Origin of the sequence: Paenibacillus silvestris, from assembly GCF_009882985.1 — a bacterium.
GTDB lineage: Bacteria > Bacillota > Bacilli > Paenibacillales > NBRC-103111 > Paenibacillus_E > Paenibacillus_E silvestris.
Genome location: NZ_WTUZ01000002.1, coordinates 272 through 19,869 on the forward strand (window position 1 = coordinate 272; position 19,598 = coordinate 19,869).

Below are 19,598 nucleotides of genomic sequence, written 5' to 3' on the forward strand. Positions count from 1 at the left end.
CAGCTGAGACTCCCCAGCAGCACAACTGTAAAAAGTACAGTAAAAGTAGCACTGCTACCTGCATTTTGATCGATTACCTGCATTTCCTACAGCTAAATTAAGCTAAAACGTCAGAATCGACTGAATTACTTGAGATTAGCTGTACTTTTTACATTTGAGCTAGCAAGCGGAGGATGGGGAGGATAATTACTTGCACCTTTTGCAGCAAGTCTGGATGAATGAAAGATATTAGGTGATGCAAGTGTGTCTGTTAATAAGGTGAGGACCCAAAGAAACCAAACATTGTTTGTCATTTTAACAAAAGTGCAGATAGAATCAAATAAATCATTTAAACTTATATTACAATAAGGCGAAGTTTGCTTTGATGCAGCCCATGTAAGTACATAGATAGATGCTGAAGTTGCAACAAGAGAGAGGAGTGATGCGTGTGGGAAATACCTATGTTCAGATTGGGATGGCGATGCTGCGTACGGGGATTTTGGGATATGGCGGTGGGCCATCGATAGTCCCGCTAGTTCGCTATGAGGCAGTGACGCGCTTTCAGTGGATGAAGGATGAAGAGTTCATGGAGGTGCTGGCGATAGCGAATACACTGCCAGGGCCCATTGCAACGAAGTTAGCAGGGTATCTGGGTTACCGGCTTAAAGGAACAAGTGGAGCCGCAGTTGGGGTACTAGCACACATTGTGCCTACTTGTGTCGCGATGGTTGGGTTGTATTCGTTTATTCAATTTTTTAGTACGTCACATGTGATCAAAGGGATGATCGCGGCTGTTGTACCCATCGTGGCAGTAATGCTGGGTGTCATGGCGTATGAGTTTGGGGAGAAAGCCATTAAGGGATTAGGCTGGGTAGCAGGTATTACTTTTTTCGTAATCTCCTTCTTACTGCTGCAGACTTTTTCTGTGCATCCGGCGATTGTCATTTTCCTCTTTCTCCTATACGGTTCCTTCCATCATAAGCTCAAGGATAAGTGGAAGAAGAAACAACTTGGGTCAGGTGAGGACGCATGATGGAATGGTGGCATTTACTTGTTAGTTTTTTTCTGGCTAATGTGTTTGGATACGGGGGAGGACCATCCTCGATACCCTTGATGTATCAGGAGATTGTAACGAACCATGCTTGGATGACTAGCAGTGAGTTCTCTAACATGCTGGCGCTGGGAAATGCACTGCCGGGACCGATCGCAACGAAAATTGCCGCTTATGTTGGATTTCAACTCGGCGGGTGGATCGGGGTATTGATCGCTGTGGCAGCAACGGTGGTTCCGTCGATTATCGCACTAATCATTTTACTGAATATGCTGCAGAAATATAAGCAATCTCCTGTGATCAAAGGGATGACGCTGCTTGTGCAGCCCGTGATCGCAATCATGATGGTGCTGGTAACATGGAGCAGCATGGTGGAGTCTACTAAGGCAATCGGATATCTACAGTTTATTGGCATCGCGGCAGTGGCCTTCTATCTCATTCAAAAGAGAAAGATTCATCCTGCTTTTGTGATTGTGGCCGGCTTTGTATACGGCGGCATATTTCTTTCCTAAATAGCGATTAGCTAAGGAGCAGCTTCAAAACGTCTGTAGAGACGCTTTGCGGCTGCTCTTTTTTGCATTCGCGTTAAGTAAGTTGACTCGATTTTGGCGGCTAGCACAAAGTGAGATAGATTTTTCGTGAGCGGCGCTAATAAGATGTGATGTTAATTGACGTGGATTTCACCTGAACAGTATAGTGAGGAAAATGGATAGTGGTAAGAAGCAGCAGCAGATCCTTCGTGGGGAGATGCTGTTTTGAGCATATACGGTTATAAGAGGAGGCGCGCGGTTGAAGAAAGAGGAGCAGTATTCCGTTGAGATGATCCAGATTGTGAAGCAATTCGGCTCCGTGGTCGCGAACGATGAGGTGAATTTTCGGGCAAAGGCCGGAGAAATCCATGCGCTGCTCGGGGAAAATGGTGCCGGCAAAAGCACGATGATGTGTATGCTTTCAGGAGTGTACCGACCCACACATGGCGAAATTCACTTGCACGGTGAGAAAGTGCGTATTCGCTCACCTAAGGATGCTATGCGGCTTGGAATCGGCATGGTGTTTCAGAACTTCAGGCTCGTGCAGACGTTAACGGCCACGGAGAATATTGTACTCGGGGAAGCTTCCTCATTCTGGAGAGGACCGCGTTGGTTAGCTCGGAAGTCGGAGGAGATTGAGGCGATTTCCAAACATTTCGGGCTGCCGTTTCCAGTAGACCGGCCGATCTGGCAGTTATCCGTTGGCGAACAGCAGCGGGTAGAGATTGTCAAGACACTGTACCGCGGCGCTGACTTCATTATTTTGGACGAACCGACATCGGTCCTGACGCCAGGCGAAGTCGAGCAGCTGTTCGAAACGCTGAACCGCATGAAGCAGGAAGGCAAGACCGTCATTATGACCACACATAAGCTGAAAGAGGTGATGTTCGCTTCGGATCATATTTCCGTAATGCGCAAAGGAAAGATGATTGCAACAATGGCGAAATCGGAGACGAGCGAACGCGATTTGGCGCAGCTAATGGTCGGGCAAGAAAGCAATAATGACCGAACTGTTGTAAGGGAGAAGCCAGCGGGCAGTCCTATGCTGGTGGTGAGCGGTTTGAACGTTTACGCCGATCATGGGCGTAAAGTGCTGGATGGGCTTCATTTCGATGTGAAGGCAGGGGAGATTGTCGGTATAGCCGGTGTCTCTGGCAACGGGCAAAAAGAACTCGCGGAAGTGCTAACAGGACTTCGCACATGGAAAGACGGTGACATCCGATTCGATGGCAACCCGCTGCGCAATGGCTCCGTACGGGGAGCGATCGAGCAGGGCATAGCTCATGTGCCGGAAAATCGGATGAAGAGCGGACTCGCCGGAAGTTTGGGTGCCGTCGATAACTTGCTCTTCAAATCGTATCGCTCCCCTGAACGCTCACGCTTCGGGCTGCTTCGCACAGAGAACAATCGGAAATGGTCGCAGAAGCTTGTTGCGCTTTTTGATGTGAAGACGCCTGGAATTGATGCGCCTGTGCGTTACTTGTCGGGAGGCAATCAACAGAAGCTGCTCCTCGCTAGAGAGGTTGACCTTGAACCGAAGCTGATGGTAGCCATGCATCCAACGCAAGGGCTCGATGTCGGAGCGACTGCCGGCGTGCATGATCTGATAGAGGATTTGCGGAACAAGGGGCGCTCTGTGCTGCTCATATCCGAGGACTTGGATGAGGTGCTGCAGCTATCGGATCGGATTATGGTCATGTATGGCGGGCGCATCGTGGGCAATATTCCCCGAGAGGAAGCGAACCGCGAATATATCGGTATGCTGATGGCAGGGTCAGTGGAGGAGGACGCAGGATGAGTGAACAACAAGCGGCTGGAACCATTCGGGTGGAAACCAAAGTCGTCAAACGGGAATCGGGCTTACGCCTGCCGTATCGGTTTGAGATTGACCCAGCGGGTCGTGAAAGTCCATGGTGGATTACCGTTGTATCCATCGTTTTGGCGCTGGTGGCCTGCGGTATTTTTATCTCATTGAACGGTATGAACCCAATTACTGTGTATGCCAAAATGCTGACAGGCGCCTTTGGTTCTTCCTTTGGCCTGACGGAGACGTTGGTTAAAGCGATTCCACTGCTGCTGTGCGGCTTGGGGGTATCCATTGCGTACCGGATTTCCGTATGGAATATCGGGGCGGAAGGGCAGTTTCTGGCTGGTGCGATGGCGGCGACGGCGATAACGATCTATTTTCCACATCTGCCTATATACCTATCAATTCCTTGTATGGTGGTGGCAAGCATCGCGGCGGGGGGACTTTGGGGCTTGTTGACGGCGATTCCGAGGACTTATTTTCAAGTCAATGAACTGATTACTTCACTGATGCTGAATTATGTGGCACTGCTCGCCTTGAATTATGCAGTATTCGGTCCATGGAAAGATCCGAAGGGCTTCAACTTCCCAGGCTCGCCCATGTTCACTGCGGCGCAATCCCTACCTACTTTTGGCGCTTCGCGGCTGCATATGGGCATCATTTTTGCCATAATCGGTGTGCTGCTTTATGCGTTCATCATCCGTTATACACGTTGGGGTTATGAACTTCGACTTATTGGAGCGAACGCAGAAGCGGCGCGTAATGCTGGTATTCGGATTTCCAGGCATGTGTTGATCGTGATGGTCATTAGCGGAGGGTTGGCTGGGCTTGCTGGCATGGGGGAGGTATCGGGTGTGGCGCATCGTCTGATGTATGGTATTTCTCCGGGGTATGGGTATACGGCTATTATTGTGGCGTGGCTGGCGAAGCTGAATCCGGTTAGTCTGGTGGTTTCGTCGGTCCTTTTTGGCGGGCTGATTGTTGGGGGATATAGTGTACAAACGATTGGCCTCCCGTCTTCGATTTCGTCGATGATTCAAGGGGCTATCCTGTTTTTCCTGATTGCAGGCGGTATGGCGGGGAAATTGCGGATGCGTCGTAACCGTTAAATCGTCGAATAGTTTGCAACAACAGTGGACGGAAGAGAGGGGCTGAAAAGCGGTGGAGATCATTACGCAATTAATTGTTTCGGCCATTTCATCGGGAACCCCGCTGTTACTGGCCGTACTAGGCGGGATTCTAATCGAGAGGTCCGGTATCACCCAATTAGGAGCAGAAGGGTTGATGCTGATGGGGGCGGTAACCTCTTGTCTCCTGTACATACATACTGGGAATTTAGCTTTGACTATTCTCTGTGTACTAGTTGTGAGTGGACTGCTGGGTCTGCTGCATGGGGTGCTTTGTGTCTCGCTGCATGCCAATCAAGTGGTTTGTGGGCTGGCGATGACGATTTTCGGTACTGGTCTTAGCGCATACCTGGGCAAGCCAGTGAGCGGGCAGCCGCTGACTGGAGCGGTGCCGAAGCTTCATTTGGCGTGGCTGGAGAATGTGCCTTTTATAGGGAAGATTTTTGCCCATATGGACTTGTTTACTTGGTTTAGTTTCGTGCTGGTGCTGGTGATGCATCTGTTCATCCATCGGACTTCATGGGGGCTGCATCTGAGAGCTGTTGGGGATAATCCTGCAACCGCAGATGTCATGGGCATACCCGTTGTCGCGATTCGCTACGGCTGCATGATCATTGGTTCTATGCTGATTGGTCTAGGAGGAGCAGATTTGCTCCTTGTGTACACGCCGACTTGGAATGAAGGGATGACGTCCGGGCGCGGATGGATTGCCGTGGCGCTTATTATTTTTGCCAGATGGAACCCGATTCGGGCTTTGGTGTGTGCGTACTTCTTTGGTGTTCTGGATATTCTGGGGTTCCGTGTGCAGCTGATTGGGAGCCATATTCCTTCGTATTTTCTGAAAATGATTCCCTATATCGTGACCATTCTCGTTCTTATGTTCCTCGGGTGGCGTAACCGCAATAAACCTTCGGGCGCACCGGAAGCGCTGGGTGTTCCCTATATTAGGGAGCAAAGGTTTTAGGCGAAAATGTGGAGGGCAGCAGATGAATGAGCCAGCATATCGAGTTGGTTTGCGGTTGCCGCGCATGCTGGCTATTGGAAGTAAACCAAAAAAAGTATCCCCGTGAGGGTGATACTTTTTTTGGCTGTTGTGAGAGCGGAGGTAGAGGGCTACAGCTATAACGGAGCATGAAAGCTATAGCGTTACTTTTTCTTTAGTGAACGGCGCACTATCGTTTTTTTCATATATCTAATTCTAGTCGCTATCGCTCTATTGAGCTTTCTGACCATTTGCAGATTATTTCCGGTTTTCCTGCGTGCTGCTGAAGTATTTTGCAATACAATTTTACTTTGTCTGGCTGTTACGCACTGAGCAGAGTTAATGAATGGGTTCCTTGCAGGAAGAACGGGAAACATGAGATTCTGGGGGTTATTGTTGTGCGCACTCCCAGGGTTCGAAGGGTCATTAATCGTAAAGCTGTTTGGATTAGAATTCAGAAAACGGCCGAATAAGCAATGTCCAGCTTCATGTGGAAGCGCGTACGTATTTAGAGCCCCATCACTCATCACAATATGTCCATACAGTCCATAATCAGTGGTGCTGCGGAAAAATTTAAATCTAGGTCCTCCTATACCAACGACGGTACCAGAACTAGTCAGAAATTCCCCGCTAACATAAACAACATATAACGCTGTTGCGTTGTTTGTCTGCCTCTTCGTCGAATCAATCAGAGCAACAAGCCTTGGATCTTCTAGACTATTCACGGATCGGCTGTTTATGGTCGTAGTTGAGATGAAGCGACCGGCAGCAACAAAGTTCATACTACAGATTACGCCTGGGAAAAAGCCACTTCCCCATGCTTCGTTGGAACGGGCAATATCTGCAGCAAGTCTTGCTTGACGCTGCTGAGGAGTACTGCCCGACGCTACACCACTAGTGAATATGCCGATTACAGGAACTGTAAAGGCCATTTCTATCACCACTCTCAATAGTATTAAAGTTACTAATATAGGGAATGAAAAATAGATTCGTTTGGCTTGGACGAATCGATTATGTCAAGATCATCAATTATTTCGTCAAAAAAAGAAGCCGTTAGGGAAGAACGCCTTGTCCCTAGCGGCTTTTTTGCAATTTCACAAAAAAAGTTTCAGATGTTATGAAACTTTACAAACTTCTTTCATATAAATTGACCCATGGGGATGACGCATTTACAATGAAACAAATCTTGAACAAGAATGGTTAACATTTACATCGTTATCGAGGTGATGGGTAGTGGCACTAACGCTTCAGGAAGTGAATGAACTAACACTGGAAAGGTTCGTCGAGGCCTTCGGACCTTTGTTTGAGCACTCCCCTTGGGTGGCAGAGCGGGCGTGGAGCTCTAGGCCTTATATAGCAAAACAGGATCTGATCAGCAGTCTAGAAAGGGAAGTGTGGCGCGCAGATCGGGAAGAGCAGTTGGCTCTGCTGCGAGCTCACCCTGATCTAGGAACTCGCGTTCGCATGACGGATCATTCCGTCAATGAGCAGGCCGGAGCAGGCCTTAACCAGCTATCACCTGAAGAATATGAGCAGTTTCTTCAGCTTAACAAAGCGTATACGGACGCTTTTCAGTTCCCGTTCATCATGGCCGTCAAAGGTCAGACCAAGGAGACGATTCGTGAAGCGCTAAGCTACCGCATTCATCGCGAGGTGAAGGAGGAAATGGGCAAGGCTTTACAGGAGGTTTGCAAAATCGGGCGGTTCCGCCTAGAGGCCGTACTAGTAGACGAAGCGGAGGGGATAGCGATGAAGAACGGGTCTGAGAGAATCATGTACTACGGGAAAGGTGACGTATGGGTGTACAGGTCCTACGCAAAGCCGCTAACCAATCTTACGTTAATACCTGAGTCTAGTTTTGTGGGACGAGACAATATCCTTTTTGGGATGAATATCAAGGTGGCGGTTAGCGGAGAGAAGTTTTTCACTTCTTTTACAGAAGGGGATAACACGCTGGTCGTGGCTACGGACTCCATGAAAAACTTCATCCTGCGCAAAGCTGGAGAATATGAAGGTGCAACGGCTGAAGGATTCCTCGCATTCGCAAGCCGGAAGCTGCTAGAGACTTATCCTCAGATGACAGGTGTGAAAATGACAGCTGATCAAGTGGCTTTTGATGTTTTGCCGGTACCGGGAGCCCAAGGCTTCGAGAATGGGAATCTGGTATACCGATATTCACAAAATGAGCACCCGACAGCCAAGGTAGAGATTACGCGGACGGATGATGGCATCGCTATTCTGGAGCATGAAGGCGGTATAGCGGATTTGAAGCTAATCAAGGTGAAGGGTAGTTCATTCGCAGGTTTTGTGCGAGATGAGTATACAACACTGCCGGAATCTTATGACCGCCCGCTCTTTATTTTCCTGGATATCGCTTGGAGCTATGAAGAGGTGGAGGATGCGCTGGACTCGGATCTGGGACGTTATGTGGCTGCTGAGCAAATTCGGGACATCGCACATACGGTCTTTCATGAGCAGCACTCGCCATCGATTCAGAATCTCATCTACCGTATCGGACAACGCGCGTTACTTCGGTTTCCACAGTTAAAAGAGGTTCGGTTCGAATCGAATAACCGTACATGGGAAACGATCCTGGAACAGGCAACGACAGGTGAAGGAAAGGTGTTCACCGAGCCGAGACCGCCGTATGGTTTTCAAGGTTTTTCGATGACAAAACGTGATCTGGAGGGCCTATAAGTGATGAGCACCGGATTAACAACGCACGTTCTGGATATTAGCCAAGGCAGACCCGCCAAAGCTGTACGTATAGAGCTGTACCGACTTCAGGAAGGAAGGGCAGAGCTTCTTCGAGCGGAAGTCACGAATGCAGATGGCCGGTTACAGGGACCGATGCTAAGTGGGGAAGATTTTGCAGCTGGAACCTATGAGTTAGTTTTCCATGTCGGTGATTATTTCAGGGAGACGGGAGTCCATCTATCCGATCCTCCTTTTCTGGATCAAGTACCAATCCGGTTCGGCGTTGCGGCAGCAGATAGCCATTATCATGTCCCTCTCTTGATTGCACCATGGGGGTATAACACATATAGAGGAAGCTAGTAGAAACGGGGCTATATCTATGTCCGAGGGAGGATTTCGCATGGATGATAAACAGTTTGACCTCGTGATTCGCAAAGGTACCGTTGTTCTCATAGATGCCGTGCGGCAGGTGGATATAGGTATTCTGGACGGCAAGATTGCTGCGCTAGGTGAAAACCTCAACTACTCGGGGCAAACGCCTGTTTATGAGGCGGAGCACTTGCATATTCTGCCCGGCATGATAGATGCTCACGTTCATTTCAACGAACCTTCGCTTGGTCACTGGGAGGGGTTCGCCACAGGCTCGGCAGCTCTCGCAGCAGGCGGATGTACAACATTTATCGATATGCCGCTTAATGGCGTACCTCCAACGGTAAGGCTTAGCGCTCTGGAACAAAAGCTGGCCGCAGCCAAAGGACACTCCGTGGTCGATTATGCCCTGTGGGGAGGATTGGTTCCCGGCAATATAGGGAATCTGCAGGAGCTGGCAGAAGCCGGGGTCATTGGCTTCAAGGCTTTCATGTCTTGTCCTGGCGGAGAAGGAGAAGATATTTTCGCTGAGGTGGACGACGTAACCCTCTATAGAGGGATGAAGGAGATCGCCCGCTTAGGGCTTGTGCTCGCTCTGCATGCTGAAAGCGAAGAGATCGTATCGAGGCGATCCGCTAAGGCTCAAGCGGAAGGCAGACGCGGAGCGCTGGACTTCGTCGCGACGAGGCCGATTGCTGCGGAGCTGGAAGCGGTGAACCGCGCGCTGTGCTACGCCGAGCAGACGGGCTGCCGGCTGCACTTCGTGCATATCTCCAGCGCGGAAGGGGTGCAGGCCATCACGGAGGCGAAGGCCAAGGGGCTGGACGTCACGGTGGAAACGTGTCCGCATTATTTGGCACTGACCAGCGCCGACCTGGAGCAGCTGGGACCTGTCGCGAAGTGCGCGCCTCCACTGCGCACGGCGGAAGATCAAGACCGGCTGTGGGCGGAGCTAATAGCCGGGCGGCTCGATATTCTCGCTTCGGACCATTCCCCATGCCCAACGTCCATGAAGCAGGGGGATTTCTTCGAAGCGTGGGGCGGCATCTCCGGGGCGCAGAGCTCCATGGAGCTAATGCTGGATGAGGGGCATCTTCGCAAGAATGTGCCGCTGCCTGATCTGTCGAGGATGCTTTCGCTTGAGCCTGCCAAGCGGTTTGGCCTGTATCCTCGCAAGGGGGTTATTGCTGTCGGCGCAGATGCCGACTTCGCGCTGGTTGATATGAGCAGGGGCTATACCCTGCAGGCGAATGATTTGCTTTACCGCCACAAGCATAGTCCCTATGTGGGGCGGACGTTCGAGTGCCGTGTGCAGGCGACATTCTGTCGCGGGAGCAAGGTGTATGAGCTTGGAGAAGGCGCTGCGGAGAAGGCTGAGGGTGCGTGGATACGTCCCATAATGATCGTTGGAGGTGAGGTCGGTGGCTAAAAAAGTACCGAATTCACACGATCTGCTGTCCCAATTCGGAGAGCGGATGCTCGAGGAGCTGGAGGAGCTTTCTTCCTATGGAGCTGATGCAGAAGGAGGAGTGACTAGGCTCCTTTATACAGATCCATGGCTTCAGGCGCAGCGAGTGGTTATTAGCAAAATGCAGCAACTAGGGCTGGAAGCTAATTTCGATGCGGTTGGTAATGTATTTGGTACATTGCCAGGCAGTCAGCCAGAAACGAAGCCGATACTGACCGGATCGCACATCGATACGGTCAAGAACGGCGGCAAATACGATGGCGCATTCGGCGTCGTCGCCTCGATGATGGCACTCGGTTATTTAAAAGCAGCTTATGGGACGCCGAAGCGGACATTAGAAGCTGTTTCGTTCTGTGAAGAAGAGGGAAGTCGTTTCCCGCTGGCCTACTGGGGCTCAGGGCATGTCACAGGTACAAGATCTTTGCTGCTTGCGACTGAGATTGCCGATCAAGACGGCGTTACGTTGCTTGAGGCGATGCGGCAAGCTGGCTTTGATGCCACAGCGAATGGGCAGCCGTATCCGGCAAAACGCGAATTCATTGGCGGCTATATTGAGATTCATATCGAGCAAGGTTCTATTTTAACCTACAAAAAGAAACAAATTGGCATTGTAACGGCCATCGTTGGCCAAATTAGACTGACTGTGCAGGTATCAGGAAGCTCCAATCATGCGGGAACAACGCCAATGAGGATGCGCAAGGATGCGCTTGCTGGAGCGGCAGAAATGGTGGCAATAACGGAGCAGATGGCCCTTGAGGCAGGGGAACCGCTTGTTGCTACTGTGGGACGTTTGGAAGTGAAGCGGGGAACCTCCAATGTGGTGCCGGGAGAAGTGGAGTTCACACTGGATATTAGGCATACTGACGAGCCGGAGATGCGTACATTTTGTGTAAGATTGCTAACAAAGCTCGAAGAAATCGCACTGCGAAGAGGGCTTACTATAGAAACGGTTCAAAATTTACATGCTTCACCAGTTGCTATGCAGGAAGGACTTTCGAATGCCATTGAGGCTGCTTGTGAGGCTGCCGGAATTCAGAATATGCGGCTGCCGAGCGGTGCAGGGCACGATGCTCAGCTGTTCGGACCCCTTTGTCCGTCGGCGATGATTTTCGTACCAAGTGTTGGCGGCATAAGCCACAGTCCTGAGGAATTTACGGAAGCGGCTGATCTCATTGCTGGATTCCACACACTGGTTCACGTTTTGCATCAATATGGTTATGGGGGGAAAGCAGATGAAAGGCTATAAGGACTTGTCACCCTCACTAAGAACCATTATGACGCCCGGACCTGTAGAGGTCGATCCACGGGTACTTCGTGCCATGTCATATCCCATTCTGGGGCAGTTCGATCCAGAATTCACAGAACTTATGAATGAAACGATGGAAATGCTTCGCGAGGTGTTTCAAACAAGCAATCACTGGGCTTTTCCAGTAGATGGCACATCGCGTTCTGGTATTGAAGCTGTACTTGTAAGTGTCATTGAACCTGGAGATAAGGTGCTTGTACCCATATATGGACGTTTCGGTCATCTGCTTGTGGAAATCTCTGAACGCTGCGGCGCAGAGGTTCTCATGTTGGAGCGGGAGTGGGGTTCTGTGTTCGACACACAGGAGATCATTGACGCGATCCAAAGGGAGAAACCGAGCATTGTAGCGATGGTTCACGGTGAAACGTCTACAGGCTGCATCCAGCCAATGGATGGCATTGGCGCAGCATGCCGGGAAGCTGATGCGCTGCTTGTCGTGGATGCGGTAGCAACAATCGGAGGTGTCCCGGTACAGACGGATGCTTGGCAGCTTGATGCTGTCATTGGCGGGACGCAGAAATGTCTGTCTGTTCCGGCCGGGATGTCGCCGATCACTTATAATGATCGTGTCGAAGCCAAGGTGTTACGGCGCAAAACGATTGAACGGGGGCTGCGCGAGAAAGGGGCGGCAGTTTCTGGCTTAAAGCCTGTGGCGAGCAATTATTTTGACTTGGGCATGCTGCAGGAGTACTGGAGCCCGAAGAGGCTCAATCATCACACGGAAGCGACATCCATGCTCTATGCGTTGCGCGAAGGGCTGCGCCTAGTCCTGCAGGAGGGACTGGAGGAACGTTACCTTCGGCATCAGCGTCATGAAGCTGCACTGGTCGCCGGGCTGCAAGCCATGGGGCTTACGCTATACGGGAACCCGGCCTGCAAGCTGCCAGTCGTAACCTGCATCCGTATTCCGGAAGGGATTGACGGCGAGTCCGTGCGTGCCATGCTGCTGAATACGTTCGGGATCGAGATTGCCAGCTCTTTCGGGCCGCTAAAAGGTCAAATTTGGCGAATCGGTACGATGGGCTTTAGTTGTAATCAAAAGAACGTGCTGCACGTACTTGGTGCTCTGGAGGCTGTTCTCCTCTGGCATAAAGTCGATGTGAATGTTGGTGCAGCGCTGCAAGCAGCTCTAAATCTATATGCTCGCAAGGAGGAGGAACAGCCATGTTAAACATCATGCCGCGAGCGGAACGTGCCATGGTTGCTACGCCTCATTATTTGGCAAGCAGCGTGGGGAGCGCGATTTTGCAGCAGGGAGGCAATGCTTATGACAGTGCGATTGCGATTAGCGCGACTCTAGGTGTTGTTTATCCGCACATGACGGGCATTGGCGGGGATGCTTTCTTCCTGATGTATGATGCAGCCACAGGTACTTATACGGGCTTCAACGGAAGCGGAAAGTCTGCAGCATTAGCGAATCCTGATGTCTACAAGACTAAAGGCTTGCAAGCGATTCCGCAGAGAGGGATTCTGAGCGCGATCACTGTGCCCGGCATGGTGGATGCTTGGTGGCAGGTGTGGGAGAAATACGGCAGATTGCCGTGGGAGAAGCTGTTGGAGCCTGCAATTGCCTATGCAGAAAAGGGATTTCCGATTTCGCGTAATTTACGCTTCTGGATGCAGAAGGATGAAGCATGGATTCGGTCCTCTAAGCAGCTTAGCTCGCTTTATATGCCTGGTGGTGAGCTTTTGAAGGAAGGGGAGCGACTGGTTCAGAAAGAGATGGCTGAGACGCTGCGCCAGATTGGGCGGGATGGCCGAATGGCTTTTTACAAGGGTGCCGTCATGAAGGCTGTTGTGGAAAGTATGCAGAAGGATGGCGGATTGCTGCAGGAGGAGGATTTCACGAGTTATGCCGGAGAATGGGTGAAGCCGATCTCCAGCACGTATCGTGGATATGACATTTATCAAATGCCGCCGAACTCGCAAGGATTCACAGCGCTAATGATGATGAATATGCTGGAAAATATAGAGGTAAATGCGGTTCCCAGGACTTCAGCGAACTTTTATCATATCATGTCAGAAATTATTAAGAAGGCGTTTAAAGACCGTGATCTGTATTTGACAGATCCGAACTTTCGAGAGATTCCGCTGGAGCGTCTGCTGTCCAAGGCTTATGCCAAGGAGCTCTGGCAGGCGATACAAGATAAGCCTTATAAGGTAAGTGAGCATCTGTCTCCAGCCATCGGCCAAGATACAGCTTATGCAGCTGTGGTTGACGAAGCAGGCAACTCGGTTTCCTTCATTCAAAGCTTGTATTTCGACTTTGGCGCTGCGTATGTGCCGGGGAATACGGGAATGATTATGCAAAATCGGGGATCATTTTTCTCGCTGGACCCTGCATGTGCCAATGTGTTGGAGCCGAAAAAAAGGTCCTTCCATACGTTGATGCCGGCTATTGTCAGCAAGGCAGGTAAGCCATATATGCTATATGGCACGCAAGGCGGGGAAGGGCAGCCGCAGACGCAGCTTTCCATCCTGACTGGTGTGCTGGACTATGGACTGTCGATACAAGAAGCGATAGCACTGCCTCGTTGGGTTTACGGGCGTACGTGGGGGGAAGACGGAGATGCTTTGAAGCTGGAGCATCGTCTCGATGATGACGTGTATGCCCGTCTCCAAAGCTGGGGGCACCATGTTGAGCCAGTGAATGCATGGGATGGCCTTATGGGTCAAGCGCAGGGGATTGTCATTGATGAGAGGGGCTTCATGAGCGGAGCTGCGGACCCGCGTGGTGACGGCTTAGCGATCGGCTGGTAACACGATTATGCTTAGTAAAGCGAGGTGTGGTGAGATGGAAGCCTACGACATTTTACAAGTGGTAGAGCATTGTGAGCAGTCAGCTGTGCTGGCCACGGTCATTCATGTGGAAGGGCATGCCTATCGTAAGCAAGGAGCTATGATGCTGCTGCTCTTGGATGGCAGCTTGTACGGGAGCATCTCCCCGGGCTGTCTGGAAGCTGATCTATCCGGCTATGTGCCCCTAGTCGAGGCCTCACAGAAGCCGCAAATGATTGAGTATGACATGCGGCCAGCCGATGATTTCGGTTGGGGGGAAACGATTGGGTGCGGCGGATTCATTCGCATTCTGCTGGAGCCAGTGACAGGTGAGCTGCTTGTTCACCTTCTAACGGCCAAAGCGGCCATGGATCGAGGAGAAGTTGTACAACTTACACGCTTATTTATGGAGGGGTATTCCAATACGCAGTATATGTTGTGTGAGATAGATAAGGCTGCTGCTGCTTCTGTTGCTGACCACAATTCGCTCTCCAATGCTTATGTCTACACTTTCAAGCCTAAGCCTAGAGTCATTGTGTTTGGAGCTAATCAAGATGCTATTCCGCTTGCAGGGCTCGCTGTAAGCAGCGGATTTCGCGTAGTGGTCGCAGATTGGCGCGATTCTTACTGCACGGAAGAACGGTTTCCCGGTGCGGAGACGGTGGTTGCTTTTCCAGGAGAGCTGGTTGAAAAGTTAAGATTGAGCTCAGATGACTACGTGGTAGTTATGAGTCATCAGTTCGATAAAGATGCCGAATTCGTGAGGGGAGCCATGAAATTGAGGCTGCGCTACCTTGGTATTATGGGCTCGCGTTCGCGATCCGAGAGGCTGCTGGATGGCATGGAGCGACCTGAATGGGTGCATTATCCTGTTGGCTTGCACATTGGCTCAGAAGGTCCTGTCGAGAATGCTATCAGCATTGTAGCAGAATTGATAAGTATAAGGCGTGGTGTACGCGCAAATGTAGAATGGAGCTCCTCCGTTATGTCGGGAGATATCCAAGGGTGCCGCCCATGGTGAATGCCAGGAAGCGAAAGGTCATTGGCGTCTATCTGGCAGCCGGCAGCTCTAAGCGAATGGGCACATCGAAGATGTCCTTAGAACTGGCGGAAGGTGTTCCGTTAGGTAGCGTTGCTCTCCAGCAAGCGTTGAATTCGGAGCTGGGCAGTGTGGTTGTTGTCGTGCGCGAAGGCGACTCCCTGGATTGGCTTCCGGAATCTGGTAGGCTGCAGGGACGCTGTCAGATTGCGGTCTGTCCAGATGCAGAAAGCGGTATGGCGCATTCCCTGCGCACAGGCATTCAGGCGGCCAAGAAGCTGGGAGCAGAGGGGATCATGGTTCTGCTGGCTGATCAACCATTCATCGATGGGGGCATGTTGTTAGACCTCACGAATGCGTTCGATGAGGGTGCAGGGGAGGATTATATCGCGAGCGGGGATAAGGGCCAGCCGAAACCTCCACTCATTATGGGACCTAGCATGTGGCAGGCTGCAGCGTCGCTCGAAGGGGATGTCGGGGCGCGATCCCTGTTTCGCTCGACTTTGTATCGGGGACAAATCATTGAGGTAAACGAATTGCCATTCATGGACATAGACACTGCAGACCGATATGAGGAGGCAAAAAAGCTATTTGCTGACCACTTCATGTCAATTTAAATAACATAAATGTAGCCAAAAGTGCATTATTACTAATGATGCGCTATTTTTTTATACAAAAACACAAAATGGTGTTAAGTTAGTTGACTCTGTTTTTGGAAATTGTTTATAGTTGATCTAATTTAACTACGGATAATTTGTGAAAACAGCGGTTCAGTTTACGCTGAGGAGGTTTTGTTCATGTCAGTTCCTTTGTACCAGCTGCCAGAGCAGCAGCCTTCGGTGTGGCAGCCGACGAGTGTTGAGGAAGCCATGCAATTAAAACAACAATGGGGAGACAACTCCGTGTTGATCTCAGGCGGCACATGGCTTCGGACACGATGGGAAAATGGTCTTTCGCCAACCCCGCAGCACTTGATCAGTTTGGGGAGCATTCCAGCTCTTTCGGGTTTAACCATTGACACTGTAGGTCATGTTCATATAGGTCCAGCTTGTTGTTTGTCTGATTTGATGGAAAATGAGCTGATAAGGCAGCGATGCGGACTCTTGGTGCAAGCTTGTTCTGAAATTGCAGCGCCTTCTGTACGAAATTTAGCTTCGATCGGAGGCAATGTGGTAACCCGTACGGGTGATCTCATCCCAGTTCTCCTTGTTATGGATGCTCAGGTGGGGTGGTCCGATGGGCAGAAAGAGCGCATGCTGCCGCTAGAAGAGTGGCTGGAGAGCAAGCATTTCACCTCCTATGAAATGATGACGAAGATTGTGGTGCGAGCTTCAGAGCAGGACATGGGCAAGTCTCATGCGTTTTATTTGAAGGTGGGACGCAGGGAGGCCTTTACCCCATCCGTCGTAACGGTAGCAGGCAGTTTAAGGATGGATGCGGACGGAACGATCGTGGCTATCGCTTTAAGTGCAGGCGGAGGAAGTGCAATCCCGGCGAGGTTTACGGAGCTTGAGGACGCGGTCACAGGGAAGCTTTTATCCAAAGAGGTCCTGCAAACTTTGCACAAGGGAGTGTCTGAAGGGTTCGAGGCTGTAGCTGATGATTACGCAGGTGTTGATTACCGGAAGATAACGGCGGCGAATCTCATCGTTTCCGAGTGTTATAAAGCTTGGCGAAAAGGGGGCGGAGCCTATGCTCCTAGGTCGTGATACGTATGCGAAAAAGTGGATCATTCGTCCCGATGGTGAAGAGAAGGTCACGGGGAGGCTCCAATACCTCACGGATTTGACAGCACCGGGTATGCTGCATGGGAAAGTGCTGCGAAGCAAGTACCCGCACGCGTGGATACTCTCTATAGATACGAGCAAGGCCAAAGCGACCGCGGGCGTTCGCGCCGTTATTACAGCTGAGGATGTGCCGGGCATGAACTTGTTCGGCATTGCCTTTCCCCATCAGCCTGTCCTGTGCCAAGAACGTGTTCGTTATATTGGTGATGCTGTGGCGGCTGTAGCAGCGGATACAGAGGAAATCGCCGAGTATGCACTTAGTTTAATAGAAGTTGTCTATGAGCCGCTGCCTGTTGTAGACAATCCAGAAACGGCGCTGGACGAAGGGACTGTGCTCCTTCATCCGGATGGCAACCTGCTGCATCGCACGCATTTGAAGCAAGGTGAGGCGGAGACTGCTTTTGCAGAGTGTGCGCACATTGTAGAGGAGACCTATTACACTCCGAGGCAGATGCACACGTACATGGAAACGGAGGGCGGTCTCTTCATTCCGGGTAAAGACGGCCGACTGACGGTATACTCGCCAACGCAGCACGGCTATAAGGATCGGATGCAGTTAGCCCGTATTCTCGCTATGGAAGAAGAGCAGATTCGGGTAGTCTCTAGTCCCATTGGAGGATCATTCGGCGGGAAGGATGAGCTGAATGTGCAGCCATTCGGTGCCTTGCTTGCGCTAATGACTGGAGCGCCAATCAAAATGCACAATTCTCGGAGGGAATCGGTCATTGCCGGGATCAAGAGGCATCCGATGCGGATCACCATGAAGACGGGAACAGATGCAAGTGGACATCTCATCGCACATCAGGTCAGCATCCTAGCAGATACAGGTGCTTACGCAACGCTCGGTTGTGAGGTGCTGAACTTTGCAACTGAACATGCTATAGGGCCTTATACGATTCCTCATATAGATGTAAAAGGGACTAGTGTTTATACGAATAACGGCGTATCCGGGGAGTTTCGGGGCTTTGGCGGCAATCAGGTGATTTTTGCCGTGGAGAGTCAGATCGAGCGTCTGGCCGAGAAGCTCGGGATGGATGCTTGGGAGCTGCGCAAGCTGAATCTGCGTGCACCGAGCGATCCCGGGCCGATGGGGCAAGAGATTGTGCCGACCGAAGGTGCTAGCCAGGTCTGGCACAAAGCGCAGGAATCGCCGCTCTGGGCGAAGCGTGGCAAGTCGCACGCGAGCGCGCAGGAACCGTGGCTGCGCCGAGGCGTCGGCGCTTCGATGGTGATGCACGGGGCCGGCCTCGGCCTCGGCATCCCGGATCACTCCGGCGGACGCATCGAGCTCACGCCGGAGGGCAAGATCCAGGCCTCCTTCGGCTTCGAGGAGTTCGGGCAAGGGCTTTACGCAGCACTCACGCTGATGCTGCAGGACTGCTTCGGCTGCGCCGCCGATGACATCCGTATCGTCATCGGCGATACCGATCGCGTGCCGATCAGCGGCTCGAGCACGGCGTCCCGCGCCACCACGATGATGTGGCGCGCTCTGCAGCGGCTGAAGCCGCCGTTCGTGCAGGCGCTGCTGGAGCAGGCTGCTGAGCTGGGCGGCTTCGCGCCGGAGGAGCTGACAACCGGCGTAGGCGGACTCCATCGCAGTGGCGATGGGGCGGGGCGGCCGGTTGTGACGTATGCGCAGTTGGCGGCAGCTGCCGATCAGGCAGCGAAGCCGATCCTGGCGCAGACCGTGTTTGACTACCCGACGACACCGGCGGGGCAGGTCGGAGCGCATTACTTGTACTCCTACGCCGCAGCCGTCGTGGAGGTGGAAGTGAACATGCTGACAGGGCGGGTGAGGGTAATTCAAACCGATCACGTTATTGCTGCAGGGCCTGTCATTAATCCGATGGGTTTCCTCGGTCAAATCGAGGGAGGAAGCGTAATGGCCTTGGGCTTCACATTAACGGAGGACGCTGCTATGCAGATGAGCTCCTATGTGAGGCATAATTTGGACACTTATCTGATTCCAACTTTTCGAGATAGTCCTCAGTCGATTCGTGTGGAAGCGATTGAAGAATTACCCGAGGGCGATACATTTGGCCCGCGTGGGGTAGGCGAAATCGGCAGCGTCGGATTGGCGCCGGCGATTACGGCAGCAGTTCGGCAAGCAACGGGCATATGGGTGAACCGGCTGCCGATTTCACCAGAACACATCGTGCAGTCCATCGATTGGTTAGAAGGGGTGGAGGCCATTGATTAATACAACGTATGTACTGGAGTGCTCCATTAACGGGAAGGAAATTGCGATTCCGGTTCCTGCTTCCAAGCGGATGTCAGATATTTTAAGAGACGACCTGCGATTAACCGGAACCAAAGTGTCTTGTGAGATTGGACGATGCGGCGCCTGTATGGTGCTGCTTGATGGAAAGCCGGTAAATGCGTGTCTATTAATGGCTTATCAAGCGGCAGGCAAGCAGGTGACCACGATTGAAGGGATATCTGGAGGGGAAACGCTGCATCCTGTTCAACAAGCCATGTTAGAGGAAGGAGGGCTGCAGTGCGGTTATTGTACCGCAGGGATGGTTGTTACGTTAACGGCCTTGTGGGCCAAAAATCCCGCCCCGACGAGAGCGGAGGCCGAGCAAGCGCTGTGCGGCAATTTATGCCGGTGCACCGGTTATGAAGGGATTTTCAGAGCAGTAGAACGATGTGGTTTGTCGATAAAAAGAGAGGGGTAG

At 51.6% G+C, this 19,598-nt stretch carries 17 protein-coding genes; 16 read left to right on the forward strand and 1 reads right to left on the reverse strand.

The window, feature by feature from the left end; translation table 11 throughout:
* Positions 1–421: 421 nt before the first annotated feature.
* The 5 genes from GQF01_RS00455 to GQF01_RS00475 all read left to right on the forward strand — a co-directional run bounded on the left by GQF01_RS00455 (position 422) and on the right by GQF01_RS00475 (position 5,458).
* Positions 422–1,012: a chromate transporter gene (locus GQF01_RS00455; RefSeq protein WP_235958721.1), complete on the forward strand. Its 591-nt coding sequence runs from the start codon at positions 422–424 to the stop codon at positions 1,010–1,012.
* Positions 1,009–1,542 carry a chromate transporter gene (locus tag GQF01_RS00460; protein WP_161404722.1) on the forward strand — a complete coding sequence of 178 codons (534 nt, stop codon included), beginning with the start codon at positions 1,009–1,011 and terminating at the stop codon, positions 1,540–1,542. The genes GQF01_RS00455 and GQF01_RS00460 overlap by 4 nt, the downstream gene beginning before the upstream one ends.
* 307 nt (positions 1,543–1,849) lie before the next feature.
* Positions 1,850–3,358: an ABC transporter ATP-binding protein gene (locus tag GQF01_RS00465; RefSeq protein WP_161404900.1), complete on the forward strand. Its 1,509-nt coding sequence runs from the start codon at positions 1,850–1,852 to the stop codon at positions 3,356–3,358.
* Positions 3,355–4,476: an ABC transporter permease gene (locus tag GQF01_RS00470; RefSeq protein ID WP_161404724.1), complete on the forward strand. Its 1,122-nt coding sequence runs from the start codon at positions 3,355–3,357 to the stop codon at positions 4,474–4,476. The genes GQF01_RS00465 and GQF01_RS00470 overlap by 4 nt, the downstream gene beginning before the upstream one ends.
* Positions 4,477–4,528: 52 nt before the next feature.
* Positions 4,529–5,458 (forward strand): ABC transporter permease, encoded by a 930-nt coding sequence (locus GQF01_RS00475; RefSeq protein ID WP_161404726.1) that lies wholly within the window; start codon positions 4,529–4,531, stop codon positions 5,456–5,458.
* A 182-nt stretch (positions 5,459–5,640) separates the two neighbouring features.
* Here the strand turns inward: GQF01_RS00475 and GQF01_RS00480 are convergent, their stop codons facing one another.
* A complete protein-coding gene (locus GQF01_RS00480; protein WP_161404728.1) occupies positions 5,641–6,408 on the reverse strand; it encodes a hypothetical protein in 768 nt (255 codons plus the stop codon).
* Between the two features lie 301 nt (positions 6,409–6,709).
* On the opposite strand from GQF01_RS00480, the gene pucL reads away from it, so the two are divergent.
* The 11 genes from pucL (at position 6,710) to GQF01_RS00535 (ending at position 19,598) form a co-directional block, all read left to right on the forward strand.
* Positions 6,710–8,173: a factor-independent urate hydroxylase gene (pucL, locus tag GQF01_RS00485; protein WP_161404730.1), complete on the forward strand. Its 1,464-nt coding sequence runs from the start codon at positions 6,710–6,712 to the stop codon at positions 8,171–8,173.
* A 3-nt stretch (positions 8,174–8,176) separates the two neighbouring features.
* The gene (gene uraH / locus GQF01_RS00490) at positions 8,177–8,533 is read left to right on the forward strand and encodes a hydroxyisourate hydrolase (protein ID WP_161404732.1); all 357 of its coding nucleotides are present in this window, start codon (positions 8,177–8,179) and stop codon (positions 8,531–8,533) included.
* Between the two features lie 40 nt (positions 8,534–8,573).
* Positions 8,574–9,971, forward strand: a complete 1,398-nt coding sequence (locus tag GQF01_RS00495) for an allantoinase (protein WP_161404734.1) — start codon at positions 8,574–8,576, stop codon at positions 9,969–9,971.
* Positions 9,964–11,256, forward strand: a complete 1,293-nt coding sequence (locus tag GQF01_RS00500; protein WP_328803373.1) for a M20 family metallo-hydrolase — start codon at positions 9,964–9,966, stop codon at positions 11,254–11,256. The genes GQF01_RS00495 and GQF01_RS00500 overlap by 8 nt, the downstream gene beginning before the upstream one ends.
* A complete protein-coding gene (locus GQF01_RS00505) occupies positions 11,243–12,487 on the forward strand; it encodes a pyridoxal-phosphate-dependent aminotransferase family protein (RefSeq protein ID WP_161404736.1) in 1,245 nt (414 codons plus the stop codon). The genes GQF01_RS00500 and GQF01_RS00505 overlap by 14 nt, the downstream gene beginning before the upstream one ends.
* A complete protein-coding gene (gene ggt, locus GQF01_RS00510) occupies positions 12,481–14,076 on the forward strand; it encodes a gamma-glutamyltransferase (RefSeq protein WP_161404738.1) in 1,596 nt (531 codons plus the stop codon). Before GQF01_RS00505 ends, ggt begins: the two co-directional genes overlap by 7 nt.
* 34 nt (positions 14,077–14,110) lie before the next feature.
* Positions 14,111–15,115 (forward strand): XdhC family protein, encoded by a 1,005-nt coding sequence (locus GQF01_RS00515; protein ID WP_161404740.1) that lies wholly within the window; start codon positions 14,111–14,113, stop codon positions 15,113–15,115.
* Entirely contained in the window at positions 15,109–15,750 is a 642-nt protein-coding gene (locus GQF01_RS00520) for a nucleotidyltransferase family protein (RefSeq protein ID WP_161404742.1), read from the forward strand. Before GQF01_RS00515 ends, GQF01_RS00520 begins: the two co-directional genes overlap by 7 nt.
* Before the next feature lie 180 nt (positions 15,751–15,930).
* Positions 15,931–16,842, forward strand: coding sequence for an FAD binding domain-containing protein (locus GQF01_RS00525; RefSeq protein ID WP_161404744.1), 912 nt, complete (start codon positions 15,931–15,933; stop codon positions 16,840–16,842).
* On the forward strand, positions 16,826–19,120 hold the full coding sequence (gene pucD, locus GQF01_RS00530; protein WP_161404746.1) for a xanthine dehydrogenase subunit D: 2,295 nt from the start codon (positions 16,826–16,828) through the stop codon (positions 19,118–19,120). Before GQF01_RS00525 ends, pucD begins: the two co-directional genes overlap by 17 nt.
* The gene (locus GQF01_RS00535) at positions 19,113–19,598 is read left to right on the forward strand and encodes a (2Fe-2S)-binding protein (RefSeq protein ID WP_127455571.1); all 486 of its coding nucleotides are present in this window, start codon (positions 19,113–19,115) and stop codon (positions 19,596–19,598) included. Before pucD ends, GQF01_RS00535 begins: the two co-directional genes overlap by 8 nt.

Coding starts and splice junctions, on each gene's coding strand:
- GQF01_RS00455 (WP_235958721.1), top strand. CDS start 422: ATGCGTGTGGGAAATACCTATGTTCAGATTGGGATGGCGATGCTGCGT.
- GQF01_RS00460 (WP_161404722.1), top strand. CDS start 1,009: ATGATGGAATGGTGGCATTTACTTGTTAGTTTTTTTCTGGCTAATGTG.
- GQF01_RS00465 (WP_161404900.1), top strand. CDS start 1,850: ATGATCCAGATTGTGAAGCAATTCGGCTCCGTGGTCGCGAACGATGAG.
- GQF01_RS00470 (WP_161404724.1), top strand. CDS start 3,355: ATGAGTGAACAACAAGCGGCTGGAACCATTCGGGTGGAAACCAAAGTC.
- GQF01_RS00480 (WP_161404728.1), bottom strand. CDS start 6,408: ATGGCCTTTACAGTTCCTGTAATCGGCATATTCACTAGTGGTGTAGCG.
- uraH (WP_161404732.1), top strand. CDS start 8,177: ATGAGCACCGGATTAACAACGCACGTTCTGGATATTAGCCAAGGCAGA.
- GQF01_RS00495 (WP_161404734.1), top strand. CDS start 8,574: ATGGATGATAAACAGTTTGACCTCGTGATTCGCAAAGGTACCGTTGTT.
- GQF01_RS00505 (WP_161404736.1), top strand. CDS start 11,243: ATGAAAGGCTATAAGGACTTGTCACCCTCACTAAGAACCATTATGACG.
- ggt (WP_161404738.1), top strand. CDS start 12,481: ATGTTAAACATCATGCCGCGAGCGGAACGTGCCATGGTTGCTACGCCT.
- GQF01_RS00515 (WP_161404740.1), top strand. CDS start 14,111: ATGGAAGCCTACGACATTTTACAAGTGGTAGAGCATTGTGAGCAGTCA.
- GQF01_RS00520 (WP_161404742.1), top strand. CDS start 15,109: ATGGTGAATGCCAGGAAGCGAAAGGTCATTGGCGTCTATCTGGCAGCC.
- GQF01_RS00525 (WP_161404744.1), top strand. CDS start 15,931: ATGTCAGTTCCTTTGTACCAGCTGCCAGAGCAGCAGCCTTCGGTGTGG.
- pucD (WP_161404746.1), top strand. CDS start 16,826: ATGCTCCTAGGTCGTGATACGTATGCGAAAAAGTGGATCATTCGTCCC.